At 68.4% G+C, this 26,964-nt stretch carries 25 protein-coding genes and 1 pseudogene; 13 read left to right on the top strand and 13 right to left on the bottom strand.

Going from position 1 to position 26,964, the window contains the following annotated elements:
- The first annotated feature begins 2 nt into the window (after nucleotides 1-2).
- The gene (locus ABQF13_RS18700) at nucleotides 3-1,769 is read left to right on the top strand and encodes an SDR family oxidoreductase (protein ID WP_448394266.1); all 1,767 of its coding nucleotides are present in this window, start codon (nucleotides 3-5) and stop codon (nucleotides 1,767-1,769) included.
- A 159-nt stretch (nucleotides 1,770-1,928) separates the two neighbouring features.
- Here the strand turns inward: ABQF13_RS18700 and ABQF13_RS18695 are convergent, their stop codons facing one another.
- Complete coding sequence (locus tag ABQF13_RS18695; RefSeq protein WP_448394265.1) at nucleotides 1,929-3,443, bottom strand: leucyl aminopeptidase; 1,515 nt, start codon at nucleotides 3,441-3,443, stop codon at nucleotides 1,929-1,931.
- Between the two features lie 17 nt (nucleotides 3,444-3,460).
- Nucleotides 3,461-4,546 carry an adenylate/guanylate cyclase domain-containing protein gene (locus ABQF13_RS18690; RefSeq protein WP_448394264.1) on the bottom strand — a complete coding sequence of 362 codons (1,086 nt, stop codon included), beginning with the start codon at nucleotides 4,544-4,546 and terminating at the stop codon, nucleotides 3,461-3,463.
- 44 nt (nucleotides 4,547-4,590) lie between these two features.
- On the opposite strand from ABQF13_RS18690, the gene gcvT reads away from it, so the two are divergent.
- Both gcvT and ABQF13_RS18680 read left to right on the top strand, forming a co-directional pair.
- On the top strand, nucleotides 4,591-5,685 hold the full coding sequence (gene gcvT, locus ABQF13_RS18685; protein WP_448394263.1) for a glycine cleavage system aminomethyltransferase GcvT: 1,095 nt from the start codon (nucleotides 4,591-4,593) through the stop codon (nucleotides 5,683-5,685).
- A 22-nt stretch (nucleotides 5,686-5,707) separates the two neighbouring features.
- Nucleotides 5,708-6,826 carry a branched-chain amino acid aminotransferase gene (locus tag ABQF13_RS18680; RefSeq protein ID WP_448394262.1) on the top strand — a complete coding sequence of 373 codons (1,119 nt, stop codon included), beginning with the start codon at nucleotides 5,708-5,710 and terminating at the stop codon, nucleotides 6,824-6,826.
- On the opposite strand, the gene ABQF13_RS18675 is transcribed toward ABQF13_RS18680, so the two are convergent.
- Genes ABQF13_RS18675 through ABQF13_RS18660 form a run of 4 tightly spaced genes read right to left on the bottom strand, consistent with a single transcriptional unit; the run spans nucleotide 6,827 to nucleotide 9,772 of the window.
- Nucleotides 6,827-7,552: an adenosylcobinamide-GDP ribazoletransferase gene (locus ABQF13_RS18675; RefSeq protein WP_448394261.1), complete on the bottom strand. Its 726-nt coding sequence runs from the start codon at nucleotides 7,550-7,552 to the stop codon at nucleotides 6,827-6,829.
- A 5-nt stretch (nucleotides 7,553-7,557) separates the two neighbouring features.
- Entirely contained in the window at nucleotides 7,558-8,613 is a 1,056-nt protein-coding gene (gene cobT, locus ABQF13_RS18670; RefSeq protein ID WP_448394260.1) for a nicotinate-nucleotide--dimethylbenzimidazole phosphoribosyltransferase, read from the bottom strand.
- Entirely contained in the window at nucleotides 8,610-9,131 is a 522-nt protein-coding gene (locus tag ABQF13_RS18665; RefSeq protein WP_448394259.1) for a bifunctional adenosylcobinamide kinase/adenosylcobinamide-phosphate guanylyltransferase, read from the bottom strand. The genes cobT and ABQF13_RS18665 overlap by 4 nt, the downstream gene beginning before the upstream one ends.
- A gap of 5 nt (nucleotides 9,132-9,136) precedes the next feature.
- Complete coding sequence (locus ABQF13_RS18660) at nucleotides 9,137-9,772, bottom strand: DUF3043 domain-containing protein (protein WP_448394320.1); 636 nt, start codon at nucleotides 9,770-9,772, stop codon at nucleotides 9,137-9,139.
- A 178-nt stretch (nucleotides 9,773-9,950) separates the two neighbouring features.
- Here ABQF13_RS18660 and ABQF13_RS18655 point away from each other — a divergent pair, with 178 nt between their 5' ends.
- Nucleotides 9,951-10,313, top strand: coding sequence for a HesB/IscA family protein (locus tag ABQF13_RS18655; protein WP_448394258.1), 363 nt, complete (start codon nucleotides 9,951-9,953; stop codon nucleotides 10,311-10,313).
- Between the two features lie 4 nt (nucleotides 10,314-10,317).
- On the opposite strand, the gene ABQF13_RS18650 is transcribed toward ABQF13_RS18655, so the two are convergent.
- Nucleotides 10,318-10,971, bottom strand: coding sequence for an Rv0361 family membrane protein (locus ABQF13_RS18650; protein ID WP_448394257.1), 654 nt, complete (start codon nucleotides 10,969-10,971; stop codon nucleotides 10,318-10,320).
- A gap of 131 nt (nucleotides 10,972-11,102) precedes the next feature.
- On the opposite strand from ABQF13_RS18650, the gene ABQF13_RS18645 reads away from it, so the two are divergent.
- Nucleotides 11,103-12,080 (top strand): carbohydrate kinase family protein, encoded by a 978-nt coding sequence (locus ABQF13_RS18645; RefSeq protein ID WP_448394256.1) that lies wholly within the window; start codon nucleotides 11,103-11,105, stop codon nucleotides 12,078-12,080.
- 12 nt (nucleotides 12,081-12,092) lie between these two features.
- On the opposite strand, the gene asnB is transcribed toward ABQF13_RS18645, so the two are convergent.
- Nucleotides 12,093-14,036: an asparagine synthase (glutamine-hydrolyzing) gene (gene asnB / locus ABQF13_RS18640; RefSeq protein WP_448394255.1), complete on the bottom strand. Its 1,944-nt coding sequence runs from the start codon at nucleotides 14,034-14,036 to the stop codon at nucleotides 12,093-12,095.
- Nucleotides 14,037-14,141: 105 nt separating this feature from the next.
- Here asnB and ctaC point away from each other — a divergent pair, with 105 nt between their 5' ends.
- From ctaC to ABQF13_RS18620, 4 genes are all read left to right on the top strand, one after another.
- On the top strand, nucleotides 14,142-15,176 hold the full coding sequence (gene ctaC, locus ABQF13_RS18635; RefSeq protein WP_448394254.1) for an aa3-type cytochrome oxidase subunit II: 1,035 nt from the start codon (nucleotides 14,142-14,144) through the stop codon (nucleotides 15,174-15,176).
- Between the two features lie 9 nt (nucleotides 15,177-15,185).
- Complete coding sequence (locus tag ABQF13_RS18630) at nucleotides 15,186-15,605, top strand: cytochrome c oxidase subunit 4 (protein WP_448394253.1); 420 nt, start codon at nucleotides 15,186-15,188, stop codon at nucleotides 15,603-15,605.
- A 175-nt stretch (nucleotides 15,606-15,780) separates the two neighbouring features.
- Complete coding sequence (locus ABQF13_RS18625; RefSeq protein WP_448394252.1) at nucleotides 15,781-16,581, top strand: MmpS family transport accessory protein; 801 nt, start codon at nucleotides 15,781-15,783, stop codon at nucleotides 16,579-16,581.
- The gene (locus ABQF13_RS18620) at nucleotides 16,581-17,252 is read left to right on the top strand and encodes a DUF2561 family protein (RefSeq protein WP_448394251.1); all 672 of its coding nucleotides are present in this window, start codon (nucleotides 16,581-16,583) and stop codon (nucleotides 17,250-17,252) included. The genes ABQF13_RS18625 and ABQF13_RS18620 overlap by 1 nt, the downstream gene beginning before the upstream one ends.
- Before the next feature lie 96 nt (nucleotides 17,253-17,348).
- Here the strand turns inward: ABQF13_RS18620 and qcrB are convergent, their stop codons facing one another.
- Genes qcrB through ctaE form a run of 4 tightly spaced genes read right to left on the bottom strand, consistent with a single transcriptional unit; the run spans nucleotide 17,349 to nucleotide 21,696 of the window.
- Nucleotides 17,349-19,037 carry a cytochrome bc1 complex cytochrome b subunit gene (gene qcrB / locus ABQF13_RS18615; RefSeq protein WP_448394250.1) on the bottom strand — a complete coding sequence of 563 codons (1,689 nt, stop codon included), beginning with the start codon at nucleotides 19,035-19,037 and terminating at the stop codon, nucleotides 17,349-17,351.
- Nucleotides 19,034-20,245, bottom strand: a complete 1,212-nt coding sequence (qcrA, locus tag ABQF13_RS18610) for a cytochrome bc1 complex Rieske iron-sulfur subunit (protein WP_448394249.1) — start codon at nucleotides 20,243-20,245, stop codon at nucleotides 19,034-19,036. Before qcrA ends, qcrB begins: the two co-directional genes overlap by 4 nt.
- Nucleotides 20,242-21,048 carry a cytochrome bc1 complex diheme cytochrome c subunit gene (gene qcrC, locus ABQF13_RS18605; protein WP_448394248.1) on the bottom strand — a complete coding sequence of 269 codons (807 nt, stop codon included), beginning with the start codon at nucleotides 21,046-21,048 and terminating at the stop codon, nucleotides 20,242-20,244. Before qcrC ends, qcrA begins: the two co-directional genes overlap by 4 nt.
- A gap of 36 nt (nucleotides 21,049-21,084) precedes the next feature.
- Nucleotides 21,085-21,696, bottom strand: coding sequence for an aa3-type cytochrome oxidase subunit III (ctaE, locus tag ABQF13_RS18600; RefSeq protein WP_427056651.1), 612 nt, complete (start codon nucleotides 21,694-21,696; stop codon nucleotides 21,085-21,087).
- A gap of 68 nt (nucleotides 21,697-21,764) precedes the next feature.
- Here ctaE and trpD point away from each other — a divergent pair, with 68 nt between their 5' ends.
- Complete coding sequence (trpD, locus tag ABQF13_RS18595; RefSeq protein ID WP_448394247.1) at nucleotides 21,765-22,838, top strand: anthranilate phosphoribosyltransferase; 1,074 nt, start codon at nucleotides 21,765-21,767, stop codon at nucleotides 22,836-22,838.
- Here trpD and ABQF13_RS18590 read toward each other — a convergent pair.
- Nucleotides 22,776-24,575 (bottom strand): annotated as a pseudogene (locus ABQF13_RS18590) (DEDD exonuclease domain-containing protein); the annotation flags it as partial. The gene trpD and the pseudogene ABQF13_RS18590 sit on opposite strands and share 63 nt — an antisense overlap.
- 104 nt (nucleotides 24,576-24,679) lie before the next feature.
- On the opposite strand from ABQF13_RS18590, the gene ABQF13_RS18585 reads away from it, so the two are divergent.
- The 3 genes from ABQF13_RS18585 to ABQF13_RS18575 all read left to right on the top strand — a co-directional run bounded on the left by ABQF13_RS18585 (nucleotide 24,680) and on the right by ABQF13_RS18575 (nucleotide 26,962).
- Complete coding sequence (locus tag ABQF13_RS18585) at nucleotides 24,680-24,883, top strand: hypothetical protein (protein ID WP_448394246.1); 204 nt, start codon at nucleotides 24,680-24,682, stop codon at nucleotides 24,881-24,883.
- A gap of 197 nt (nucleotides 24,884-25,080) precedes the next feature.
- The gene (ripC, locus tag ABQF13_RS18580; RefSeq protein WP_448394245.1) at nucleotides 25,081-26,160 is read left to right on the top strand and encodes a peptidoglycan hydrolase RipC; all 1,080 of its coding nucleotides are present in this window, start codon (nucleotides 25,081-25,083) and stop codon (nucleotides 26,158-26,160) included.
- Nucleotides 26,129-26,962 (top strand): peptidase, encoded by an 834-nt coding sequence (locus ABQF13_RS18575; protein WP_448394244.1) that lies wholly within the window; start codon nucleotides 26,129-26,131, stop codon nucleotides 26,960-26,962. The genes ripC and ABQF13_RS18575 overlap by 32 nt, the downstream gene beginning before the upstream one ends.
- Nucleotides 26,963-26,964: the final 2 nt, after the last annotated feature.

Below are 26,964 nucleotides of genomic sequence, written 5' to 3'. Positions count from 1 at the left end.
TGATGGGCGACATCACGGAGCGGTTCGCCGACAGCGCTGACGGTGTCCGGATCGCGGTATATGAACAAGGCAACCCCGACGGTCCTACGGTGGTCCTGGTGCACGGTTGGCCGGATTCGCACGTCGTATGGGACGGCGTGGTGCCGTTGTTGGCCGACCGGTTCCGCATCGTGCGCTACGACAATCGTGGCGTCGGCAAGACCTCGGTGCCGAAGAAGATTTCCGATTACCGGATGTCTTGCTATGCAGACGATTTCGCCGCCGTTCTCGACAAAGTCGGCCCCGGTGAGCCGGTGCATGTGCTGGCGCACGACTGGGGCTCGACGGCGGTGTGGGAGTACCTGTCCCGCTCCGAGGCGCGTGACCGGGTCGCGTCGTTCACCTCGGTTTCGGGCCCGAGCGCCGATCACCTCAACCGTTACGTGATGGACAACCTCAAACGTCCGTACCGGCCGCGGCGGTTCATGCGGGCGCTGCGGCAGCTGACGGCGTTCTGGTACATGGGACTGTTCTCCGTCCCGGTCGTGGGGCGGGCGGTCGTGCGGCGCGGCTTCCGCGCCGGGGTCATGGGGCGGCGATTACAGCGCGAGGGCATCGTCGGCGAACAGATCCGCCATTCCGCCGACGTCGCGGCCGACGCCGTCAACAGCCTGAAGGTGTACCCCGCCAACTACTTTCGGTCGCTGAGCACCGCGAGGACCGACCACTACGTCGACGTTCCGGTGCAGCTGATCGTCAACGTCAACGATCCGCACGTGCGACCGTTCGTCTACGACGACACCGAGAAGTGGGTGGCGCGGCTGTGGCGCCGTGACGTGCACGCCGGGCACTGGTCGCCGATGTCTCATCCGCAGCTGATCGCGCAATCGGTGCACGAGCTCGTCGACCATCTCGACGGGAGACCGGCGAGCCGCGGCCTGTTGCGGGCACAGGTCGGCAGGTCGCGCAAATACTTCGGGGACACGCTGGTTTCGGTGACCGGCGCGGGCAGCGGCATCGGCCGCGAGACCGCGTTGGCGTTCGCCGGTGAGGGCGCCGAGGTGGTGGTCAGCGATATCGACGAGGCCGCCGCCAAGGAGACCGCCGCCCAGATCGCTGCGCGCGGCGGTATAGCACACGCGTACCGCCTCGATGTGTCCGACGCGGACGCGGTGGAGCGCTTCGCCGAGCAGATCTGCGCCGCGCACGGCGTGCCCGACGTAGTGGTCAACAATGCAGGCGTCGGGCACTCCGGGATGTTTCTGGACACCCCGCGCGACGAGTACGACCGGGTGTTGAGCATCAACTTCGGCGGAGTCGTCAACTGCTGCAGGTCTTTTGGGCGTCGACTCGTCGGGCGTGGTATGGGCGGGCACATCGTCAACATCTCGTCGATGGCGGCGTACGCACCGCAGCAGGCGATGAACGCCTACGCGACGAGCAAGGCCGCGGTGTTCATGTTCGGCGACTGCCTGCGCGCCGAGCTGGCTCAGGCCGGCGTCGGGCTGACCACGGTGTGTCCCGGCGTGATCAACACCAACATCGTGCACACCACCCGCTTCAACGCGCCCGCAGGTAAGCAGGATGGTGTGGAGGCGCGGCGCGCGCAGCTCGAGAAGCTGTTCGCGCTGCGCCGATACGGTCCGGAGAAGGCGGCCAAGGCGATCGTGTCGGCGGTCAAGAAGAACAAGCCGATTCGACCCGTCGCGCCCGAGGCTTATTTCGTCTACGGCGCGGCCCATCTGCTGCCGCAGGCAATGCGAAGCACCGCTCGCGGCCGCGTTTTGTAGCGGCCGGCCCAAACCGACGTTTTGGCGGATTTGATCGCGCGAGATCGACCATTACGTCAGTCTCGGCGGTGGGCATCTGCCTAATCAGCCGCTCGCGGCGTCTGCCTAATCAGCCGCTCGCGGCGTCTGCCTAATCAGCCGCTCGCGGCGTCTGCCTAATCAGCCGCTCGCGGCTATGTCCTCCAAGACCGCGAACATCGTGCGCGTCGGCACCCCGGTGCCGCCCTTGCCGGTGTAACCCCACGGACCGCTGGTGTTGTAGGCCGGGCCCGCGATGTCGATGTGCGCCCACTGCACACCCTCGGGCACGAACTCCCGAAGATAGGTGCCCGCGACCAGCATGCCCGCGAAGCGTGAACCGCTGACGTTGGCCAGGTCGGCCACCGTCGACTTGAGATCGTCCTTGAGCTCCTCGGGCAGCGGCATCGGCCAGCCGTTTTCACCCACCCGCTGCGACAGCTCGGCGACCCGGTCGCGGAACTCGTCGCTGCCCATCACCCCGGGCGTGCGGGCGCCCAGCGCCACGGTCTGCGCGCCGGTCAGCGTCGACGTCTCGATCAGGTAGTCGGGCTCGTCCTCGCCGGCCCGCACGATCGCATCCGCCAGCACCAGCCGCCCTTCGGCGTCGGTGTTGAGCACCTCGACCGTGATGCCGCCGTACTGGGTCAGCACGTCACCGGGCCGCTGCGCGGTGGCCGACGGCATGTTCTCGGCCATCGGCACCGTGGCGGTGACGTCGATCGGCAGCTTCTGCTTGGCCGCCAGCACTACCGTCGCGATGACGGCCGCCGCGCCCCCCATATCCGAGGTCATGTGGTGCATGTTGGCTGCCGGCTTGATCGAGATACCGCCGGTGTCGAACGTGATGCCCTTGCCCACCAGCGCCACACGCTTGCCTTTGCGCTTGGCGCCCTTGTGCGTCAACCGCACCAACCGCGGCGGGCGCGACGACCCCTTGCCGACGCCGATGATGCCGCCGTAACCCGCCTTCTCGAGCGCCTTCTCGTCGAGGATCTCGACGTCAAGTCCGGCTGATTCACCCAAAGCCTTTGCACGCTTGGCGAACTCGCCGGGAAACAGGTGACTCGGCGGAGTGTTGACGAAATCACGTGCGGTCGCCACCGCGGTGGCGATATCGGCAGCGCGCTGCGCGGCGTCCTTCTTCGCGCTGGTGCTCAGCGCAGTGATAGCCCGCAGCCCGGGGTCTTTGGGAGCGGTCTTGTCGCTGCGGAAATCGGTGAACCGGTAGGCGCCGAGGATCAGCCCCTCGACCGTCGCGTCCAGATCGATGTCCGACAGCGTGGTGGACACCGTCTCGGCGCCGTTCAGCGAGCGCGCCGCCACCCCGGCCGCGCGGCGGATGACATCGGCGTCGTACTCGTCCCGCCGCTTGCCGAGCCCGACCGCCAACACGCTGCTTACCGGCAGTGACGGCACCACCACGCGGGTGACCTGCTCGGCGCCGCCCTTGGCGCCGAGCGCCTCGAGGGCGACCTCGATGTCTCCGACGGCCTTGGCGCCGAGGAACGGGTTGGCCACGACGCTCGGCGCCGCCCGGTCGTCGTCCCCGTTCACCACCGGCACGATCAGCACAGACGAATCGAGCTTGCGCTTGGGCAGGGACGAACTGACGGAGACGCTGGGGGCTTGGTAGCCGACGTTTGCAGGGCTCACGGGCCTAACCTTAGTCGTCAGCGGCCGACCCGCAGGTCGTAGGCCTGCACGGGAGTATCGAAACCCTTGAGCAACAACGCATCCTGCGCCACCGCCGGCCAGTCGCCCAGCTGATCGCGCACATCGTCGCCGGCGAGGATCTGCCCGGGCGCCGCGGCCGCGACCAGCCGGGCGGCCAGGTTGACCGGATTGCCGAAATAGTCGCCGCCGACGGCCAGCACCGCGCCGTAGCCGAGACCCGCGCGGACCTGCAGACCGGCCTCCCGCGCCCGCGGATGTTCGACCAGGTCGACGGCCACCTTCACGAGCAGTTCCGGCGTCGAGGTCACCCACATCACCTCGTCGCCGATGAACTTCACCACCCGGCCACCGTCGACGTGCACCAGATCGCTGACCACGCCGCCGAAATCGACAAGCAGATCCGACAACTCGGTCGGCGTCAGCCGCTGGGTCAGGGCGGTGAAACCGGTCAGGTCCGCGAACCCGACGCCGCACCTTACGGTGGCCGTGTCGTCGCTGATGACGTGCTCGAAATGGGCGCGCGCGCTGACGATGTGCTGGCGGAACACGGTTTCGATCAGCACGCCGAACCGCTGCGTGGCCTCGGAGACTGCGCGGAATGCTTTCGCGGTGGTGAGCTCGTCCTGCGTGTGGGTCATCTGGATGTCCGGCGCCGCGATGCGCACCATCGTCGAGCCGGCCTCGGCGAGCCGCGACATCGACGTGCCGAGCACCCGCAGAAATGCCAGCGCCGCCTCGGCTCCGACCGTCGCCTTGACCCCCACCCACACCGACAGCCCCTCCAGGTCGGCTTCGCTCAGCGCCACATCGTCGGGTTCGGCGACGCCGAGCCCCAGCGCGGCCCACGCACGCATGAGCTCGTCTAGCGACACGCCGAGCGCCTCGGCGGCGCTCCGGTAGCTGTATACCGGCCGACCCGACTGCTGCAACACGTCACCGGCGAGCCCGAAGAGCCGTCCGCGGCGCTCGGCCTCGACCATCTCGTCGGCGCTGAACCCCAGCCCGTCGAGATACTCGATCAAGGCTGCTCGACGGTGCGCGTCGGCGATGCCCGCTTCTTGCAGCGCGTCGAGATCGACCACCACACAAGTGTGACAAGGTCAGCGGCACATTAGGGTGGTTCGGCGTGAGCGAGATATCGAAGGGGCCGCTGGAAGACCGTCACCGCGAACTCGGCGCGAGCTTCGCCGAATTCGGTGGCTGGCTGATGCCGGTGTCGTATGCGGGCACGGTCAGCGAGCACACCGCAACGCGCAACGCCGTCGCTCTGTTCGACGTCAGCCATCTGGGCAAGGCGCTGGTGCGCGGGCCGGGCGCGGCCGAGTTCGTCAACTCCGCGCTCACCAACGATCTGCGCCGCATCGCTCCGGGCAAGGCGCAGTACACGTTGTGCTGCACCGAATCCGGAGGCGTTGTAGACGACCTGATCGCCTACTACGTCTCCGACGACGAGATCTTCCTGGTGCCCAACGCCGCCAACACCGCCGCGGTGGTGGCCGCGCTGCAGCAGCACGCGCCCGCTGGCGTCATGGTCACGGACGAACACCGCTCCTACGCCGTGCTCGCCGTGCAGGGCCCCAAATCCACCGATGTAGTCGCCGCGCTGGGGTTGCCGACCGACATGGACTACATGGGCTACGTCGACGCCGAATTCGACGGCATCCCGCTGCGGGTATGCCGCACCGGCTACACCGGTGAGCACGGTTACGAACTGCTGCCGCCGTGGGACCGCGCGCAGACGGTGTTCGACGCGCTGCTCACGCAGGTCCGCGCCCATGACGGTGAACTGGCCGGGCTGGGCGCACGCGACACACTGCGCACCGAGATGGGTTATCCACTGCACGGTCACGAACTCTCCGAGCAGATGTCGCCGCTGCAGGCCCGCTGCGGCTGGGCCATCGGCTGGAAAAAGGATGCGTTCTGGGGCCGCGAGGCGCTGCTGGCCGAAAAGGAGGCCGGGCCCGCCCGGCTGCTGCGCGGGCTCAAGGCCGTCGGGCGCGGGGTACTGCGCGCCGACCTCACCGTGCTCGACGGTGACCGCCCAGTGGGGACGACGACGTCGGGAACCTTTTCTCCGACTTTGAAAGTCGGCATCGCGCTGGCGCTGATCGACACCGCCGCCGAGATTGCCGACGGGCACCGCGTCACCGTCGACGTGCGCGGTCGTCCCATCGAATGCGAGGTGGTCGAGACGCCGTTCGTGGAGGCGAAAACTCGGTAGTCAGCGCATATACAATCGCTTCATGACTGATGGCCACCTCCAGTTCACGGTTGAGCGCAACGCAAACCCGGCGAGCGATGAGGTACGGGCATCGATTCTGGCCAATCCCGGCTTCGGCCAGTACCACACCGACCACATGGTGTCGCTCGACTGGCGGAAGGACGGGGCCGACGGCAAAGGCTGGCACAACGCCCGCGTGATCCCGTACGGGCCCATCGAACTGGACCCGTCGGCGATCGTGCTGCACTACGCCCAAGAGGTGTTCGAGGGTCTGAAGGCCTACCGGTGGGCCGACGGGTCGATCGTGTCGTTTCGGCCCGAAGCCAACGCGCGCCGGCTGGGCACCTCAGCACGTCGGCTGGCCATCCCCGAACTGCCCGAAGGGGTGTTCATCGAGTCGCTGCGCCAGCTGATCGCGCTCGATGAGGCGTGGGTTCCCGCCGCGGGCGGGGAGGAGTCGCTGTATCTGCGGCCGTTCATCTTCGCCACCGAACCCGGTCTCGGGGTGCGCCCGGCGAGCGAATACCGCTACATGGTCATCGCCAGTCCGGCGGGCGCCTATTTCAAGGGCGGCGTCAAACCGGTCAGCGTGTGGCTGTCGACGGAGTACGTGCGGGCCTGTCCCGGCGGCACCGGCGCGGCCAAGTTCGGCGGTAACTACGCCGCATCGCTGCTGGCCCAAGCGCAAGCCATCGAGAACAACTGCGACCAGGTGGTGTGGCTCGACGCCGCCGAACGCCGCTTCATCGAAGAGATGGGCGGGATGAACCTGTTCTTCGTGTTCGGCAGCGGCGGGTCGGCGCGGTTGGTCACCCCCGAGCTGAGCGGGTCCATACTTCCCGGCGTCACCCGAGATTCCTTGCTGCAGTTGGCAACTGACGCCGGCTTCACCATCGAGGAACGAAAGATCGACGTCGACGAGTGGCAGAAGAAAGCCGCCGCGGGTGAGATCACCGAGGTGTTCGCCTGCGGCACCGCCGCCGTCATCACCCCGGTCGCCCACGTCAAGCACGCCGACGGCGAGTTCACCATCGCCGACGGCGGCGCGGGCGAGATCACGATGGCGCTGCGCGACACGCTGACCGGGATCCAGCGCGGCACCTTCGCCGACACGCACGGCTGGATGGCCCGGCTGAACTGATCAGCCGATCGCCAGACCGACCGCGGTCAGCGTCGTGGTGACCTCGACCGTCGCGCCGAGCACGTCGCCGGTGATGCCGCCGAACCGCCGGACACAGTGCGCGACCAGCAGCACGCCGCACAACAGGGCGACGACGACCACCACCGGGCCCTGCCACGGCCGCGGGCCGGCCAGAACCGCCAGACCCGCCACCGCGAGCGCCCAGAGCGCCACCACGGCCAACGGCTGAGTGCCCGCGACCCGGGCGCCAAGCGAGCTACCCGCCGCGGCGGGCACCGCGCGCCGGCACGCCGCGACGACGGCCACCCGCCCGGCCGTCACCGCGACGATCACGCCGACCGCGCTGAGTTCGGTCAGCGCGAACGCCTGGGCCAGGATCACCACGACGACGGCCGCCGCGCCGAACGGGCCCGTTGAGCCGTCGCGCATCACCTCGAGCGCCCGCTGCGGCTGCCCGTAGCAGCCCAGCGCGTCGGCCGTGTCGGCCAGCCCGTCGATGTGCAGCCCGCGGGTCGCGACCAACAACACCGCCACCGCCGCCACACCGCCCAGCGCACTGCCCGCGCCGAACGCCACGTCGGCCAGCCACAGCGCGCCGGCGGCGAGCGCCCCCAGCGCCAGGCCGACCAGCGGCAGCGCGGTCAGCGCACCGCGCCCGACGGCGACAGAGGTGCGCACCGGCGCGATGCTGCCGAACGCGAACGCCGCGGCGACCGAACCGAACACCGCGGCTACCGCTCCTCGGGGCCGCGGCTGATCCCGGCTTCGTCGAACGTTGCCATCGACGCCAGCGCCGCCACCGCCGCCTGCAGGATCGGCAGCGCCACCGCGGCGCCGGTGCCCTCACCCAGCCGCATCCCCAAGTCGACGATCGGCTCCAGTTGCAGGCGCTGCAGCGCCACCGCGTGCGCCGGTTCGGCGGAGCGGTGACCCGCCTGCCACCACTGCCGCGCGCCCGGGGCCAGCCGCTCGGCCGCCAGCGCGGCCGCGCTGCCCACCAGGCCGTCCAACAGCACCGGGGTGCGGCGCAGCGCGGCCTGCGCGCAGAACCCCGCCATCGCGGCCACCTCGGCGCCGCCGCAGATCCGCAGCAGCGCAATAGGATCGCCCGCAGCTGCGCGCGCCCGGTACAGCGCATCGCGGATCGCCGCGGTCTTGCGTGCCCAGCCGGCGTCGTCGACGCCGGTGCCCCTGCCCACGACGGCGACCGGTTCCGAATCCGTCAGCGCCGCAATCAATGTCGTCGCCGGCGTGGTGTTCCCAATGCCCATGTCACCGGCGATCAGCAGGTCCGCGCCCGAATCGACTTCCTCGTCGGCGATTTGCCGACCGGCCTGCAGCGCGGCGGCGACTTCCTCGCCGCTCAGCGCATCCTCGACGGCGATGTTGCCGCTGCCGCGGCGCACCTTGTACTTGCCGATCGCCGGCGACAGCGGCTCGGCCACGTCCACCGCGATGTCGGTCACCCGCACCGTCGCCCCGGCCACCCCGGCCAGCACGTTAATCGCCGCTCCGCCGGCGTCGAAGTTGGCCAGCATCTGCGCGGTGACCTCGGTCGGATACGCCGACACACCGGCCGCGGCCACCCCGTGGTCGCCGGCGAACACCACCACCCGGGGCCGTTGAAACGGCTGCGGCGGGCACTGATCCTGGCAGGCGGCCACCCACACCGACAGGTCCTCGAGCCGGCCCAGCGAGCCGGACGGTTTGATCAACCGGTCCTGCCGGGCGCGCGCAGCCGCGGCGACTTCCTCGTCGGGCGGTTGGACGGCGGGAAAGTCGGTCACCGGCCGGTGTCCTTGACCGTGACGGGCTGACCGGCGACGACCAGCACCACCCGCTCGCACACGGCGGCCAGCCGCTGATTGAGCAGGCCCAGCTCGTCGGCGAAGCGTCGTCCCGCCTCGGTCGGCGGCACGACGGTCAACCCGACCTCCGGGCTGACCAGCGCCAGCGGCGCCGCAAACTCGCGGACTGCATCGAGCAGGTTGTCGACGTCGGCGGTCACCGAGCCACCGGTCCACGCGCCGGCGCGGTCCATCGCCGTCGTCAGCCAGGAGCCGACGTCGTCGACCAGCGTCGCGCTGGAGGTGGAGCGCAGCTGCGCGGCGACGTCGGAGGTCTCGACCGTCGACCACGAGCGCGGCCTGCGGTTGCGGTGGGCGGCCACCCGGGCCGCCCATTCGGCATCCCCGTCGGGTGCAGGGCCGGTGGCCAGATAGCAGACCGGTCCGGCCTCGGCGACGGCCGACTCGGCCCATTGGGACTTGCCCGACCGGATCCCGCCGAGCACCAGCGTGCGCACCGCGCTCAGGTGACCTTGTCGCCGCGGTTGACCTGCGGGCGGGGTGCGCGCATCCGGCGCAGCTGGGAGGCGCGGCTGGCCGCGTAGAAGCCCAACCGCCATCCGGTTTCGTTGTTGTCCGGAAACTTCTGGTCGGCCAGCCGGTTGACCTTGCGGCCGAGGACGAACCCGTCGATCACCATGACCAGCACGAGCAACAGCATTGCGGGGGAGAGTAGGCGCTGCACCTCCACGGAGGGCACCGACAGCATGACGAAGATCAGCGCCAACGCGGACGGCATGAACAGGCCGAGGATGTTGCGGCGGGCATCGACCACATCGCGCACGTACTTGCGCACCGGGCCCTTGTCGCGCGGCAGCAGGTAGGCGTCCTCGCCGGCCATCATCTTCTCGCGGCGTTCGGCCATATGGGCGCGGCGCTCGAGCTTCTCGGCCTTGCGCTCCTCGCGCGTCAGCTTGCTGCGCATTTCCTTGCGGCGCCGCCGCGCCTCGGCGGCCGTCATCGGGGCGGGCGCCACCGGACCGCGCTTGCGGCTGGACTGGTTGCGCTTGGGGGTCGGGCGACCCTTGGGCGGGGTGGTGCGTGGTGGGCTGTCTGAGGTGTTTTCGGCGTCCGGACCGTCGGCGGTGTCTTCGGACACATCTGATTCCGGTGTTTCGTCGTCGCGTTTCTTGCGGCCCAGCAGGTTCACGTCTGCCAGGTTACTTCCGTGGCGCCGGGGTGCTGCGACGAGCGGTGGACTAACTCGGGAATAGCGGACAGAGGGGGTACCGTTGTTTGGGTACGCCCCACCAGCTGAGGCATTACAGGAGACGTAAATGACAGTTCAGGAAGAGTCGGCCACCGGAACCGCCACCCACGGCGTGACCCTCAGCGATGCTGCAGCAGCCAAGGCCAAGGCGCTGCTCGATCAGGAGGGCCGCGACGACCTGGCGCTGCGTATCGCCGTTCAGCCGGGCGGTTGCGCCGGGCTGCGCTACAACCTCTTCTTCGACGACCGGTCCCTCGACGGCGACCTGACCGCCGAGTTCGGCGGCGTCAACCTGACCGTGGACCGGATGAGCGCGCCCTACGTGCAGGGTGCCGTGATCGACTTCGTCGACACCATCGAGAAGCAGGGCTTCACGATCGACAACCCCAACGCCGGCGGTTCGTGCGCCTGCGGCGACTCGTTCAACTGACGGCTCAGTACTGCCCGGTACGCGGGAGATACGAGCACACCAGCACGTCGTTGTCATAGGACAGCAGCTGCGCGACGGCCTGCTGCTCGGTCGGGCGCGGTTCACCGCGCCGGCCGCTGCTGGCCGGAGTGACGGTCATCGTGAACAACACCTGCGCCTGATGCGGTGAGGACCGCACGATCTTGTCGATGGACGCCACCTGGGCCTGGCTGTACTGCTTGCGGAACGCGTCGCTGGACAGACCGGCCAGGGCCAGGTCCGAACGCCGCTCCTTGACCGCGTCGAACAGCCCGCACAGCGTGTGCCGGGCCACGGTCTCATCGTCGCCGCCGGAAAGGGCGTCCAGATACTCCTGAAGGGCTTCCTTGGCCGACGCTTCGGTGAGCATCCCCGAAGCCGTGGCCGACGCGCTGTCGTCGCGGCCGGCCAATACGAGCGCGGTCACCAGGGCCCCGATCACCACCACCGCCAGCACCACGCCGACGATCACCGGCCACCGGCGCTTCTTTCCGTACTGCACCGGCGGCGGCATCATGCCCGGATACACCGGGGGAGCGTTGTCCGGATACGGTTGCGCCCCGGTTCCGGGATACGGTTGTGGGTACATTTGCGGGGTTGCCGGACCAGCGCCGTATTCGGGCGGATACGGACCAGCCATAAATTTTCTCCCCGGGGATGTGCGTAGGAATGTGCCGTCTACAGTGACCGAGCGGACACTTGTAGGCAGGTTAGCGCAAGTCTGACGGTGTCCGACGACAACAACCGTGAACTAATGAAGGGTGACGCTACGTGACCATTGCGGTGACCGGATCCATTGCGACCGACCATTTGATGCGCTTTCCTGGCCGGTTCTCCGAGCAGCTGCTGGCCGATCACCTGCAGAAGGTGTCGCTGAGCTTCCTCGTCGACGATCTGGTGATTCACCGCGGCGGCGTCGCAGGCAACATGGCCTACGCGGTCGGTGTGCTCGGCGGCGACGTCGCCCTTGTCGGCGCGGCGGGCCAAGACTTCGACGAATACCGCGCCTGGCTTGCGCAGGCGGGCGTGGACTGCGACAGCGTGCTGATCTCGCAGTCCTCCTACACCGCGCGGTTCGTGTGCACCACCGACGACGACATGGCCCAGATCGCGTCGTTCTACCCCGGGGCCATGTCCGAGGCCCGCAACATCTCCCTCGCCGACGTGGTCAAGCGGGTCGGCACCCCGGAACTGGTCATCATCGGCGCCAACGACCCCGACGCGATGTTCCTGCACACCGAGGAGTGCCGCAAACTCGGGTTGGCGTTCGCTGCCGACCCGTCCCAGCAGCTGGCCCGGCTCGACGGTGAGGAGATCCGCAAGCTGATCAACGGCGCCACCTACCTGTTCACCAACGACTACGAATGGGATCTGTTGCTGGCCAAGAGCGGCTGGAGCGAGGCGCAGGTGATGAACCAGATCGGCATGCGCGTCACCACGCTGGGCCCCAAGGGCGTCGACCTGGTCAGCTCCGACGGTCAGTTCATCCACGTCGACGTCGTCCCCGAGAAGTGCCAGGCCGATCCGACCGGCATCGGCGACGCGTTCCGGGCCGGCTTCCTCACCGGCCGCAGCGCCGGGCTGAGCTTGGAGCGCTCGGCACAGTTGGCGTCGCTGGTCGCCGTGTTGGTGTTCGAGGCGCCCGGGCCCCAGGAATGGACGTGGAACCGTGACGAGGCTGTGCAGCGACTCAGCGACGCTTACGGCGCCGAGGCGGCTCAGGAGATCAACAAGGCCCTCGCCACGTAGCCAGGGGCTCGTTTAGAGCTGCACCGGATATGTCGGCTCGCTGATCTGCGGGGTGACGCTGCCTTCGACGAAGATCGCGTGCCACAGCAGAAAGATCAGCACCGTCCACAGCCGGCGGCTGTGATCGCTTGTCCCGCTGCGATGTTCGTCGAGCATGGTGCGCACGGCGGTGAGGTCGATGAGCTCACCGGCCTGTGACGAGCCGACCATCGCGTGCGCCCAGTCCAGCAGCTCGCCGGCGCGCAGCCAGTGCCGGATCGGCACCGGGAAACCCAGCTTGGGCCGGTTGAGCACATGCGCGGGCACGATCGGTTCCAAGGCGCGCCGCAGTGCGTACTTGGTGGTGGCCCGGGTGATCTTCTGCTCGGCGGGCAGCCGCGACGCCACCGCGAACACCTCGGGATCCAGGAACGGCACCCGCAGTTCCAGCGAGTTGGCCATGGTCATCTTGTCGGCCTTGACCAGGATGTCGCCGCGCAGCCAGGTGAACAGGTCGATGTGCTGCATGCGTGCCACCGGGTCGGCGCCTTCTGTCGCGGCGTAAAGCGGCGCGGTGACGTCGGTGTGCGTCCACTCCTGGCGGAAGCCGGGCAGCACCGCGCGAAGCTGTTCGTCGGAGAAGCTGCGAGCGTTGCCGTAGTAGCGCTCCTCGAGCGTGAGCGAGCCGCGGTGCAGCAGGCTCTTGCCGCGCATCCCTTCGGGCAGGGGTCGTGACGCCTTGCCGAGCGAGCGCCGCACCGGCCGGGGCAGGTAGTCGAATGCCTTCAAGGACAACGGTTCCCGGTAGATCGTGTAACCGCCGAACAATTCGTCGGCGCCTTCGCCGGACAGCACCACCTTGACGTGTTTGCGGGCCTCCCGCGCGATGAAGAACAACGGCACCAGCGCCGGATCGGCGACGGGTTCGTCGAGATACCAGACGATTTCGGGAAGCGCCGCGACGAACTCGGGCTGCGTCACCACCTTGGTCACATGCCGGGCGCCGATCGCCTCCGCCGATGCGACCGCCACGTCGACCTCGGAGAAGCCCTCCCGCTCGAACCCGGTGGTGAACGTGATCAGCCGCGGGTTGTGCCGCATCGCCAGCGCGGCGATCGCGGTGGAATCGATACCGCCGGACAGGAATGCGCCGACCGTGACGTCGGCGCGCATGTGCTTGGCGACCGAGTCCTCGAGCACCGCGGTGATCTCGTCGTAGCGGGTTTGTTCCTCGCCGGGGGTGACCGGCACCGGGGTGAACTGCGGGGTGAAGTAACGCGTCACCTGCGGCGGCTGTCCGGGACTTACGCGCGCATAGCTGCCCGACTCCAGCCTGCGCACACCGCTGTGCAGCGTCTCGGGCTCGGGCACGTACTGCAACACGGTGTAGTGCTGCAGCGCGCGCCGATCCAGCGTCCGGTCGATGCCGAGGTCATCGGCCAACTCCAGCAGGCACTTCTTCTCGCTGCCGAACGCGGTGCCGCCCGGCCCGGTCGCCATGTACAGCGGTTTGATGCCGAACGGATCTCGCGCGCAAAACAACTCGTTATCCACGGTGTCCCACAGCGCGAACGCGAACATGCCCCGCAGTCGGTTCAGCGCGTCGGTGCCCCAATGGTGGTAGGCGGCGACGATGGCTTCACCGTCGCCGTCGGTGGCGAACGCCGCGCCGAATTCAGCGCGTAGGTTCGCACGCAGTTCCAGGTAGTTGTAGATCTCGCCGTTGAACACCAGCACGTAACGGTCAGGGGACTCGGGCGGGCCCCAGCGCAGCGGTTGATGGCTGTGTGCGATGTCGATGATCGACAGCCGGTTGAACCCGAAAACGCTGACCGGGTGCGCCGAATCGTCCACCCACGTTCCCGGCTCATCGGGCCCGCGGTGGCGCATCAGGTGAGTGGCCGAAGAAACCCTTTCGACCAGACCAGATGACGCATCGGCGGACGGATCTCGCACCAGGGCCAACAGTCCGCACACGGCGCCAGTATGCCGAATAGCGAGGTGCTTCGAGACCGGTACCCGGTCGTGGTCTACGCTGCGTAGTATTCGGCCTGGCTCACGATCTCTTAGGGAGGCTCCAGCGTGACACCTCGCGTGTTCCGGGTGGCGGCGCTGTCGGTCGTCCTGGGTGGCACGGCGTTGCTGCTCAGCGGCTGCAGCTGGTCAGAAATTCTAGGTCTGGGCTGGCCCAACGGCATCACCCCGGAGGCGCACCTGAACCGGGAGTTGTGGATCGGTTCGGTGATCGCGTCGCTGGTCGTCGGTGCGATCGTGTGGGGGCTGGTCTTCTGGTCCGCGGCATTTCACCGCAAGAAGAAGACCGACACCGAGTTGCCGCGCCAGTTCGGCTACAATATGCCGCTGGAGCTGATCCTGACGGTTGTGCCGTTCCTGATCATCTCGGTGTTGTTCTACTTCACGGTCGTGGTGCAGGAGCGGATGCTGCACGAGGAGCCCAACCCCGAGGTCGTGGTCGACGTCACCGCGTTCCAGTGGAACTGGAAGTTCGGCTACCAGAAGATCGATTTCGCCGACGGCACCTTCACCTACGACGGCGCCGATCCGGAGCGCCAGGCCGCGGTGGCCTCGGGCCCCTCGGGCCTGGAGGGCGAGCACGGCGGCGAGTACGGCACCATCGCGGGCAAGCACCCCGCGGACCGCACCTACCTGAACTACAACAAGGTCGAGACGCTCGGAACCACCTACGAGATCCCGGTTCTCGTGGTGCCCGTCGGCAAGCGCATCGAGTTTCAGATCGCCTCGGCCGACGTCATCCACGCGTTCTGGATTCCGGAGTTCCTGTTCAAGCGGGACGTGATGCCCGACCCGGAGGCCAACAACTCCGACCGCTCGTTCCAGGTCAGCGAGATCAACGAGACCGGCGCGTTCGTGGGTCGCTGCGCGGAGATGTGCGGCACCTATCACGCGATGATGAACTTCGAACTGCGGGTCGTGGAGCCCAACGACTTCAAGGCGTACATGCAGCAGCGCATCGACGGTGCCACCAACGCCGAGGCGCTGCGGGCGATCAACCAGCCACCGACGGCGGTCACCACGTTCCCGTTCGAGGCCCGCCGCGGCGAGCAGGCGCCGCCGATCACCGACGCCACCAGGTAGGGGTCATAGATGCATATCGAAGCCAGGCTGTTCGAGTTACTGACCGCGTTCTTCTTCATCGCCGCGGCGGTGTACGGGGTGCTGACCCACATGTTCGCCCAGGGCGGCGTGGAGTGGGCGGGCACCACCGCGCTGGTGTTGACCGGCGGCCTGACCCTGATCATCGGCACCTTCTTCCGGTTCGTGGCCCGACGTCTGGATACCCGGCCCGAAGACTACGAGGACGCCGAGATCAGCGACGGCGCGGGGGAGTTGGGTTTCTACGCCCCGCACAGCTGGTGGCCGGTGATGATCGCGCTGTCGGCGTCGATCGCGGCCGTCGGCCTGGCCCTCTGGTTGCCGTGGCTGATCGTGGCCGGCGTCTGCTTCGTGATCGCCTCCGCGGGCGGCCTGGTGTTCGAGTACTACACCGGCCCCGAACGGCACTGACCCGCGCTGGCCGACCGGACCGAGAAGGTCACAATCGGGCCACCACTTCGCCGGTAAACCGCGGCGTCAGACATCTCGGGGTGATGGCTTTGGGTAGTGTTACCGAGGCACGGTCGAGCCGCTTACGGTCGGAAGAACCCCGCGCCGGTTGAGTAGTCGAGAAGGATAGGCGTACATGAGCGGGCCGAATCCCCCGGATAACGACGGTTCGGATCTCGAAGGTCAAGAGCCGGCGCGCGCGTATTCCGCACCAGAGTCTGAGCAGTTCAGCAGCGGCCCCTACGTACCCGCCGACGCCTCCCTCTACGACTACGACAGCTATGAGCAGACCGAGCAGGTTGACCAGCCGCCGCCGCCGCGGTGGCCCTGGGTGGTGGGCGTGGCGGCCATCATCGCCGCCGTCGCGCTGGTCGCCTCGGTGTCCGTGCTGGTGACCCGCACCGACACCAGCAACCTGGCCACTCCGGCCCCGTCGACCACCACGACGCCGCCGGTGCAGGACGAGATCACCACGACCACGCCGCCGCCGCCCCCGCCCCCACCGCCGACGACGGAGCCGCCGCCGCCCCCACCGCCGCCGGAAACCGTGACGATCACCCAGGAGCCGCCGCCACCGCCGCCGCCCGCACCCGAGGAGCCCCCACCGCCGCCGCCGGCGACCAGTGAGCCGCCCCCGCCGCCGCCCCCGACGACCACGCAGGCGGGCCCGCGGCAGGTCACCTATTCGGTGACGGGCACCAAGGCCCCCGGCGACATCATCACGGTCACCTACATCGACGCCGCCGGGCGCAGCCGAACCCAGCGCAACGTCTACATCCCGTGGTCGCTGACCGTGACGCCGATCTCGCAGTCCGAGGTCGGCTCGGTGCAGGCGTCGAGCCTGTTTCTGGTCAGTAGGCTCAATTGTTCGATCACCACCAGTGACGGCACCGTGCTGTCCTCCAACACCAACAACGCTGCACAGACGAGCTGCTGATGACATATGACACCGATTCGGCGGGCCGCTCGGGCCTGACCGCAGGGCTGGACCCCGCCGAGCTCGATCCCATCGACCGCATCCTGCTCGGGGCGTGCGCAGCCATCTGGCTGATCGCGCTGGGCGTCGCGGTCGCCGCCACCATGGCCCTGATCGACCTGGGCCGCGGGGGAGCCGACTCCACCGGCGATTCCGGTACCCCCTGGGTTCTATACGCCATCATCGCCGTGTCGGCCTTGGTGATCGCCGGCGCCGTACCGCTGCTGCTGCGCGCCCGCCGCGAGACGCGGAGCGACGCCCCACCCGCCGCCGAGCCGCCCGCCGCCAGCGCGGCCACGACGCCCGACCGCGGTACGGAGGCGCCGACGGAGAAGCTCCAGTCGCTCAGTGCGGCCACCACCGCGGATTACGCCGCGCCGCGGATGCAGCGCACGTCGGCCCCGAGCCCGCTGGAAGCGGCCGTCGACCGGCTGTGGCTGCGCTACGCGGCGGTGATGGGCTGTGCGATCGGCGTGGCGATGGTGGCTATCGGCGTGGCGACCTATCTGATGGCCGTCGACAACACCGTGGCCGCGTGGGTGTTATACGTCGTGGCGGGCCTCGTAACCGCGGGGATGCCGGCAGTCCCGTGGTACTTCCTGCGCGAGCTGAACACCGTCACCGAGCGCTGACGCGCCCGCATGCACAGCGCACCGGTGCCCTGATACGAACATCCCCAACACACCGCGAGTGTGTTGGGGACCTTCGTGTTTGGCAGGGCTAGCTGATCAATGGTGCCCGTTCTGCCCGTTGTGCCCGTCGAGCTCCTCCTGGTGCTCGCGCAACACGGTGAGCGCCCGGCGTTCGGAGGCGTGTGCCGCCTCGGCCAGGGCCTCGTGCTCGGACATCGGGTCCGCGAACAGGAAGCTGCCGCTGCCGGGCTCGCCTGCCGAGCCGAGCTTGTTCATCCGCTTGGGCACCGCGGTGCCCTGGTACTCCAACGGAATCGGATGACCGTGTTCGTCGACCGGGCCGAGCGGCTGGTGCAACTCGATGTAGGCACCGTGCGGCAGCCGCTTGATGATGCCGGTCTCGATGCCGTGCTCGAGCACCGCCCGGTCGCTGCGCTGCAGGCCGACGGCCCACCGGTAGGTGACGTAGTAGACGATCGCCGGCAGCACCACCGTGCCGATACGGCCGATCCACGTCGTCGCGTTCAGCGAGATGTGGAACTTGAACGCGATGATGTCGTTCATCGCGCACAGCGTCCACAACATATACAGCGAGATCGCCGCCGCACCGAGCGCGGTACGCACCGGAACGTCACGTGGCCGCTGCAACAGGTTGTGGTGCGCGTTGTCGCCGGTGAGCCTCTTCTCGATGAACGGGTAGATGATCAGCAGGACGAATACCAGCCCCATGATCACCGCCACCCACACCGACGCCGGGATCGTGTAGTTGCCGATATAGAACTCCCACGGCGGCCAGATACGGGCCAACCCCTCGGTCCACATCATGTAGAAGTCCGGTTGGCTACCCGCCGACACCATCGACGGTTTGTATGGCCCTAGGTTCCACACCGGGTTGATGGTCAGTAGACCGCCCATCAGACCGAGGATGCCCACAGTCATCGCGAAGAACGCACCCGACTTCACCGCGAACACCGGCATCACGCGCACGCCAACGACATTCGTCTCGGTGCGGCCGGGTCCGGGGAACTGGGTGTGCTTTTGGAACCACACCAGCGCCAGGTGCAGCCCGATCAGCGCCAGCATGATGCCCGGTAGCACCAGGATGTGCAGGGCATACATGCGGGGAATCCAGAAGCCGTCCTGGGTACACATGTAGCCCACGCCGCCACAAGGGAAGTCGCCGCCGAACAACGCCCAGTGCAGCCAGGTGCCGATCACCGGCATGCCCAGCGTGATCGACGACAGCGCGGCGCGCAGGCCGATGCCGGAGAGCAGGTCGTCGGGCAGCGAGTAGCCGAAGTAGCCCTCGAACATCGCCAGGATCAGCAGCAGCGAGCCGATCACCCAGTTGGCCTCACGTGGACGCCGGAACGCGCCGGTGAAGAAGATCCGGGCCAGGTGAACCATGATCGCCGCGGCGAACAGCAGTGCGGCCCAGTGGTGTACCTGCCGCACGAACAGGCCGCCGCGCACCTCGAAGCTGATATCGAGCGTGGATTCGTAGGCCTTCGACATCTGGATGCCGCGCAGCGGTTGGTAAACGCCGTTGTAGGTGACCTCGGCCATGGACGGGTCGAAGAACAGCGTCAGGTACACGCCGGTGATGATCAGCACGATGAAGCTGTACAACGCGATCTCGCCCAGCAGGAACGACCAGTGGGTGGGGAACACCTTGTTCAGTTGGCGCCGCACCGCCGCCGAGGGGTGGTAGCGCGAATCGATGTCGTCGCCTTGTCTGGCGGCCAATTCGGCCATGCTCGGAGGTTTCGGCAAGCTCGGACTCATTCTGTCCTCCGTTCCCAAAAGGCCGGACCAACGGGCTCGATGAAGTCGCCGTTAGCCACCAGATACCCGTCCTGGTCGATGGTGATCGGCAGCTGCGCCAACGCTCGCGCGGCCGGACCGAATATGGGCTTCGCGAAGTGCAGCGCATCGAACTGCGACTGGTGACACGGGCACAGGATGCGGTACGTCTGCTGCTCGTAAAGCGAAGAGGGACAACCCAAGTGAGAGCACACCTTGGTGTAGGCGAACAGGTCGCCGAAGTTGAAGCTCTCCTGGTTCTTGCGCTTGACGACCTTGGGCATGTCCTGCGGCTTGATCCTGATCAGCATCACCGGGTTGCGCACGCCCATCGCGATCTCGGCGAGGTGGTGTGCCGACTCGACGGTGGTGCCGTCGCCGTCGGATTCGCGCCACGGGAACACGGTCTCCATGCCGCCGGCGTCGATGTCCTCCGGACGCATCTTGATGAACGGTGACTCACCGGGAGTGCCGGTCGCACGCGCCAGATAGATCGTCTCGCCGTCGTAGCGCGGCGTCCACCCCGACGTCCACAGCACCGCTTTCTTGCCGTCGGCGGTCTGCACCACCGGTTTCCACGGGTTCTTGATCAACCCGCCGGCGAACGCCACCAGCGTGCCGAGTCCGAACGCGCCAAGCCCGACACCCAGGGACATCCCGATCAGCTTGCGCCGCTTCACCGTCGAACCCTCGAGCGCATCGGTGAGGTTGGCCACCACGGTCTTGCGGTGCAACTCCGGGGAGGCGCCGTCGTGGCGCTCCTGGATCGAAATCTCCTGCGGGATGAACTTTTTCTGGTACAGCACCGCGCCGACACCGATGGCCAGGATGGACAGACCGAACGTCAGCCCGTACATCGGGGTGGCGAGGCTGAACATGAACGCGCCTTCGGAGCCGGTCGGCTGCCACTCCCACGGCCAGAACAGGAACACCAGCAGCAGTGCCAGACCCGAAAGACCGCCCAGCATAAGCCAATACGCGACCAGACGTTCGGAGCGCTTCTCGGCCTTGGTGCCCTTGACGGGCCAGCGGTCCTCTTTGAGAACGGTCTCGACGCCGTCGAGCTTGCCGCCGAGAGCGACCAGCTCCTCGCGTGACATCGACGCCAGCTCGGCGTCGGTGGGCTGGCCGGGCTCCCCGGCGTGGCCGGGGGCGTCGGTGCCCTTGGGCATGTTTTCTGCGTCGGTCATGTGCGTGCTCCGATCCAGAGGGCCGTAGCGATGAGGGCCACCATGCCGATGATCCAGGCCGCCATGCCTTCCGGCGCCGGACCGAACCCGCCCAGCCCGTACCCGCCGTAGCTGGGCTCTTCCGCCGATCCGCGCACGTAGGCGACGATGTCGCGCTTTTCCTCAGGCGTCAGCTGGCGGTCGGAGAACTTGGGCATGTTCTGCGGGCCAGAGAGCATCGCGGTGTAGATCTGCGCCGGGTTCGCGCCACCCAGATCGGGGGCGTACTTACCCGACGACAGCGCGCCGCCCTTGCCGGTGAAGTTGTGGCAGGACGCGCAGTTCAGCCGGAACAGGTCACCGCCGCGTGCCACGTTGTCGCCGATCAGCGACTCCTGGGCGACCTCGCCGTTCTCGTCGCGCGGGACAACCGGTCCGCCGCCGTTGGCCTGTACGTACGCTCCGAGCGCGTCGGTCTGTGCCTCGTCGAACATCGGCGGCTTCTGCGGGGCTTGGGCCTCGCCGCGCATCGCGGGCATCCGGCCAGTCGACACCTGGAAGTACACCGACGCTTCGCCGACGCCGATCAAGCTGGGCCCGCGGTCGGGCACCCCCTGAAGGTTGACGCCATGGCAGGTGACACAAGACGTGTCGAACAACTGCTTGCCGGTGCGCAGCAGGGCCGACTGCGACTCATCGGCAACGGCCACCTGAGGCTGTGGCGTGAGCGTTGCGGCGAGCCCACCGGCGACGGCAAGTCCGAGCAGCAGCAGTACGCCCCCGGACAGGCGCCGGCGCAGCCGACGGCGCGACTTGTCGGTCATCGAACCCCTTTTCTCATCGGACATCGGCGGAGCCGGTCATCGTACGAAGTAGATGGTCGCAAACAAGGCGATCCACACGATGTCGACGAAGTGCCAGTAGTAGGACACGACGATCGACGCGGTGGCCTGCGCCGGGGTGAACTTGCTCATCCGGGTGCGGGCGAGCAGGAAGATGAACGCGATCAGGCCGCCGATCACGTGCAGCCCGTGGAAGCCGGTGGCCAGGTAGAAGACCGAACCGTAGGCACTGCTGGAGATCGTCGTGCCGTGCTGGACGAGGTGGATGTACTCGTAACCCTGACCCAGCACGAAGAACGTGCCCATCAGGAACGTGACGAAGTACCACCTGCGCAGGCCGAACACGTCGCCGCGCTCGGCGGCGAACACGCCCATCTGACAGGTGAACGACGACGCGATCAGCACCAAGGTGACCGGCACCGCCTGCACCAGGTTCAGCTCGGTCGGCGGGGGTGGCCACTCGCCGCCCGCCTGCGAGCGTGCCGTGAAGTACATTGCGAACAGCCCAGCAAAGAACATGAGCTCGCTGGAAAGCCACACAATGGTGCCGACACTGACCATGTTCGGCCGGTTCAGCGAATGTACTCGCGACGTGATTGCAGTCCCGGAGCTACCTACAGCACTCGTCACAGAAGCAAGTATGACGCTTTGTAGTTGTCGAACTCCACCCGGGTCGACGTATTGGGCATAATCTGGCGGTGACATCTTCTCGAGCGCAGTCATCTGAATCCCCGACGTGGCCGCTGATCCTCGGCCGGCTGACCACTGGTCAAGCGCTCGCACCGGGTCAGGCCGGCTGGGCGATGGACCAGATCATGACCGGCGCGGCCACCCCCGCACAGATCGCCGGCTTCGGCGTGTCGATGAGGATGAAGCGCCCGACGTCGGCTGAGGTGACTGAACTGGCCGACATCATGCTCAGCCACGCGCGTCGGGTGCCTACCGATGTGATCGGCACCGACACCGTCGATGTGGTGGGCACCGGCGGCGACGGCGCCAACACCGTCAACCTGTCCACCATGGCGTCGATCGTGGTGGCCGCGGCGGGCGTGCCGGTGGTCAAGCACGGCAACCGCGCGGCCTCGTCGTTGTCGGGCGGGGCCGACACGCTCGAGGCGCTCGGGGTGCGCATCGACCTCGGACCCGACGAGGTCGCCCGCAGCGTCACCGAGGTCGGCATCGGGTTCGCGTTCGCGCCGCAGTTCCATCCGTCGTACCGGCACGCCAGCGTGGTGCGCCGCGAGATCGGCGTGCCGACCGTGTTCAACCTGCTTGGCCCGCTGACCAACCCGGCCTCACCGCGGGCGGGGCTGATCGGCTGCGCGTGGGCTGACCTCGCCGAGGTGATGGCCGGGGTGTTCGCCACCAGGGGCGCCAGCGTGCTCGTCGTGCACGGCGACGACGGCCTCGATGAGTTGACCACCACGACGACGAGCACCATCTGGCGGGTGCAGGCCGGCACCGTGGAGCGGCTGACATTCGACCCGGCCGCGTTCGGGTTCGCCCGCGCCGAGCTGTCCGAGTTGGTCGGCGGCGACGCGGAAACCAACGCCGCCGAGGTGCGCGCGGTGCTCGGCGGCGCCCAGGGCGCGGTGCGAGATGCCGTGGTGCTCAACGCCGCTGGGGCGATGGTGGCCCACGCCGGACTAGCCAGCGACGCCAAATGGGTGCCGGCGTGGGAGTCCGGGCTGGCCCGCGCCGCCGAGGCGATCGACTCGGGAGCGGCCGAACAGCTGCTCGCGCGTTGGGTGCGGTTCTCGCAGAAGCTCTGAGCCCTCGTCGAACCCGTTGGGCGCCAGGCTCTGTTCGGCGGCCAGTCGTGCCGACCGCGCAGTGGCGGCCCAACCGGCCCACTGTCCTGCCGCACCGACCGGTGAGGAGTAACCGGGTTCGGCCCGCACGATGCGCACCCCGGGCCTGCCCAGCCAGCGCGCGACCAGCCCCACCTCCTCCACCAGCGCACCACCCAGCGGGGCTGGCGCGCCGATCACGGTCTGCGCGCCCGCGCACAACGCGTCGACCACCGGCATCGGCGGCACGCCGCGCGGCGCGGTGCCCGCCGCGGCCAGCTGACCGTGGCGCAGCACCGCCAGGTGCCACCCGCCCGCGCCGTCGGGGCGGGCCGCCACCATTTCGGCGACGGCGGCCAGCGCGCGCAGCCGCTGACCGCGCCACAGCACGTCGATGGCGGCGGCCGCGGAATCGCGCAACCGGGCGGCCGTCTCGTAGCGGTTGCGGGCGGCCAGATCGCCGATGTGGGCGACGATCTGGGCCAGGGTGCGGTTGTCACAGCCCGCGATCAAGTCGACGGCCCGGCGCACCGCCTCGGCGTACTCGGTCGCGTCGACGCCCCGCGCGGCCGGACACGGCGACACCTCACGTTCGGGGCAGGCCTGGCCGTGCAGCGCGCTGCGGCCCAGCCGCGTGGTGCACGTGCGCACGCCGGTGAACCGGGCCAGCAACGCCGCGGTGGACACGGCGTCGGCGCGGGCGCGAAACGGCCCCACCGCGCGGTCGTGCTTGGGAGCGCGCACCGCGGCGAAGCGTGGGAACGCCTCGTCGGTGAGCACCACCCACCACCACCGGTGCGGGAACTTCGAGCGTCGGTTGTAGGGCGGTGCGTGCGCGGCGAGCAGCCGAAGTTCACGCACGCCGGCTTCGAGGTCATGGGCGCACTCGACGTGGTCCACCGCGGTGGCCAGCGACGCCATCTCCTTGATGCGGGTGCGGGAGTCGGCCCCGTTGAAGTACTGGCCGACGCGGCGACGCAGATCGACGGCGGTTCCGACGTAGAGCACTTCAGCCGCCGGACCGCGGAATAGGTAGACGCCGGGCCGGTGCGGCAGCGCGGCGGCGAGGTGACGGTTGCGCCGCTGCGCCGGCGTGACGTCGGGCAGGTAGGTGCGCAACTCGGGGTAGGTGTGCACGCCCTGGTTGCCGACGCGCTCGATGAGCCCGTGCAGGACGTCGACGGTGGCACGGGCGTCGTCGAGCGCCCGGTGGGTCGGGGTGGTGGACGTCTGAAACAGCCGCGCCAGCGCCGAAAGTCGCACGCTGGGCGCCTCGTCACGGCTCAGCACCCGGCGCGCCAACTTGACCGTGCACAGCACCGGCGGTTTCGGCCAGGTGATGTCGGCGCGTTCGGCGGCCGCACGCAGGAAACCGATGTCGAAGCCCGCGTTGTGGGCGACCAGCACCGCACCCCGGGCGAACTCGAAGAACGTGGGCAGCACCGAGTCGATCTTCGGGGCGTCGCACACCATCGCCGTCGTGATCCCGGTCAGCGCCACGATCTGCGGCGGAATGCTGCGGCCGGGGTCGACCAGGGTGGCCAGCTCACCGAGCACCTCGCCGCCGCGGACCTTGACGGCGCCGATCTCGGTGATCGCGTCGTACCCGTCTCCGCTGGCGCGTCCACCGGTGGTCTCCAGGTCCACGACCACGAACGTGGTGTCGTGCAACGACAGGTCGGCCAGCGGATCCACGTCGGCGAAGCTCAGCTGGCCCATGCGCTGAAGGTAGGCAGGGGCACCGACAGCATCGGGTTGCGACCCGCCGGAAATGTCGGTGCTCGCCGATACCGTCAGCGCAACACCGACCGAGAGGAGTGTTCATGGGCACGGTGAAGATCGACTGCGACGACTGCGCGGTACGCGGCCCCGGATGTGGGGACTGTGTGGTGAGCGTCTTGCTCGGCACCCCCGAGACCCTGCTCGACGACGAACGCCGGGCACTGGAGGTCCTCGCCGACGCGGGGATGGCGCCGCGGCTTCGGCTGGTACCGATCCGTCGCCGCGGCGATCCTGGAGTGGCCTAGCGGACACGCGCCTGTAGGCGGCGAACGATTACCTTGGTGCAGCTGCTAAATTGGCGTCTTCGTTGGACAAGCCCGTTGCCGTTTCGTAACCTGTTTGAGACCTAAGAGCAGTTCGTAGCGGCTTCGTCTCGGAAGTTTGAAGGACGCACATCTTGAGGCTCCATCGCAATCAGTTGCCCGCGCGTGTCTTTTCGCGAATGCGTAGACCGGCCGTAGGCGTGATAGCGAGCCTGGCGCTTCTCATCGGCATGCTGGCCGGCAGTGTGCAGGCCGATCCCGCCGAGGATGCGCTGGCAAAGCTTCACGAACTTTCTCGGCAGGCCGAGCAGGCCACTGAAGCAATGCATTCGGCGCAGCTGGATTTGGATGACAAGCTGGCAGTGCAGCATGCCGCAGAGGCCAAGCACGCCGGGGACGTGGCGGCGCTCGAAGCGGCCCGGTCCCAGCTGGCAACCTTTCAATCCGCGGTCAACAAGGTTGCTGCAGCGGAATACATGGGCGGCCGGACCGACGGTATGGACGCGATCCTGACCGCCGCCTCACCGCAGGGGCTCATCGACCAGTTGTCGGTGCAGCGGGTGATGGCCGCCGAGATGTCGGCCCAGATGAAGAACTTCCGCGAAACCGGAGCCAAGGCCGCGCTGGCCGAACAAGCGTCGGCGAAATCCGCCGCGGACGCCAAGACCGCCGCAGAACAGGCCGCCGCGGTGCGCGCCGAGCTGCAGGCCAAGCAGAGCCAGCTGCAGATCCAGATCGCCGTCGTCAAGGCCCAATACGAGGCCCTGACCCCGCACCAGCGTCAGGAGCTCGCCGCGCTGCCGCCGACGCCTCCGGTGCCCGCGCCGCTGCCGCCCGGCGGCGATCCCGCGATCATCGCCGCGCCGCCTGCGCCCGGCGCCATCCCGCCCGGTGATCTGGCACCTCCGACGGGCGGGCATTCCGGGACCGTCATCCAGGCCGCGCTCAGCCGCATCGGATCGCCGTACTCGTGGGGCGGGTCCGGACCCAACGCGTTCGACTGTTCCGGGCTGGTGATGTGGGCGTTCCAACAGGCCGGCATCTCGCTGCCGCACTCCAGCCAGGCGCTGGCCAGAGGCGGTCAATCGGTGTCGGTGGACCAGATGCAGCCCGGCGACGTGGTCAACTACTACTCCGACGCGTCGCACTCGGCGATCTACATCGGTGACGGAATGATGGTGCACGCCTCCACGTATGGCACGCCGGTGCGAGTCGCCCCGGTGAACAATGCGCCGATCTACAACGTCCGCCGCTACTGACCGTCTGGCGCTACGCGCCAGAAGCCGAAAGACCCTGTTCGCGGTTCTTCTTGCCGAACTGCTGAGCGCGCTGCTGTTGGTGGGACGGTTCGACACCGCGTCGGGCCCGGTGGTGGCCACACCGGCGTCGGTGACGACTCCCACCACGGCATCGAGCAGCCAGGTTCTGCGCGACGGCCGCACCGTGCAGTTGGTCGGCATGGGAGCGCAGCGAACGACGCGGCTGTTGTCGCGGATCGCCGCCGAGATGGACGACGCCGCGGCCGCGGTCACCGCGTTCTGGGGCCCGGACTGGCCGCGCGACATCGTCGTGGTGGCCGCCGGCACCGATGAGCAGTTCGCGGTGATCGGCGGCGGTGGCCCCCACACCGCGGCCACCACCACCGCCGAGCGGATCATGTTCGCTCCAGCCGCCGACACGATGAGCGACTCCGCGCTGCGAATCGTCTTGCGGCATGAGCTGTTTCACTACGCGGCCCGCGCCGAGACGGCCGCCGACGCCCCGCAGTGGCTCACCGAAGGGGTCGCCGATTTCGTGGCGCGCCCGGTCACGCCGCGCCCCGACGGCGTGGCCGCGACGCTGCCCACCGACGCCGAACTGGCGGGCCCGCAGCGCTCGGCGGCCTACGACCGTGCCTGGCTGTTCAGCCGGTTTGTCGCCGACGAGTACGGGGTCGGCAAACTGCGCGAGCTGTACTTGCGCGCCTGCGGCCACGGCCACCCCGACACCGCGACAGCGCTGCGTGAAGTGCTGGGCCAGAACCCCGACGCCATCATGGCGCGATGGCGGCAGCGGATGTGATG

This window comes from Mycolicibacterium sp. XJ879 (assembly GCF_053483935.1).
The sequence above is the reverse complement of the archived record's forward strand: the minus strand, read 5'-3'. Positions and strand labels throughout refer to the sequence as shown.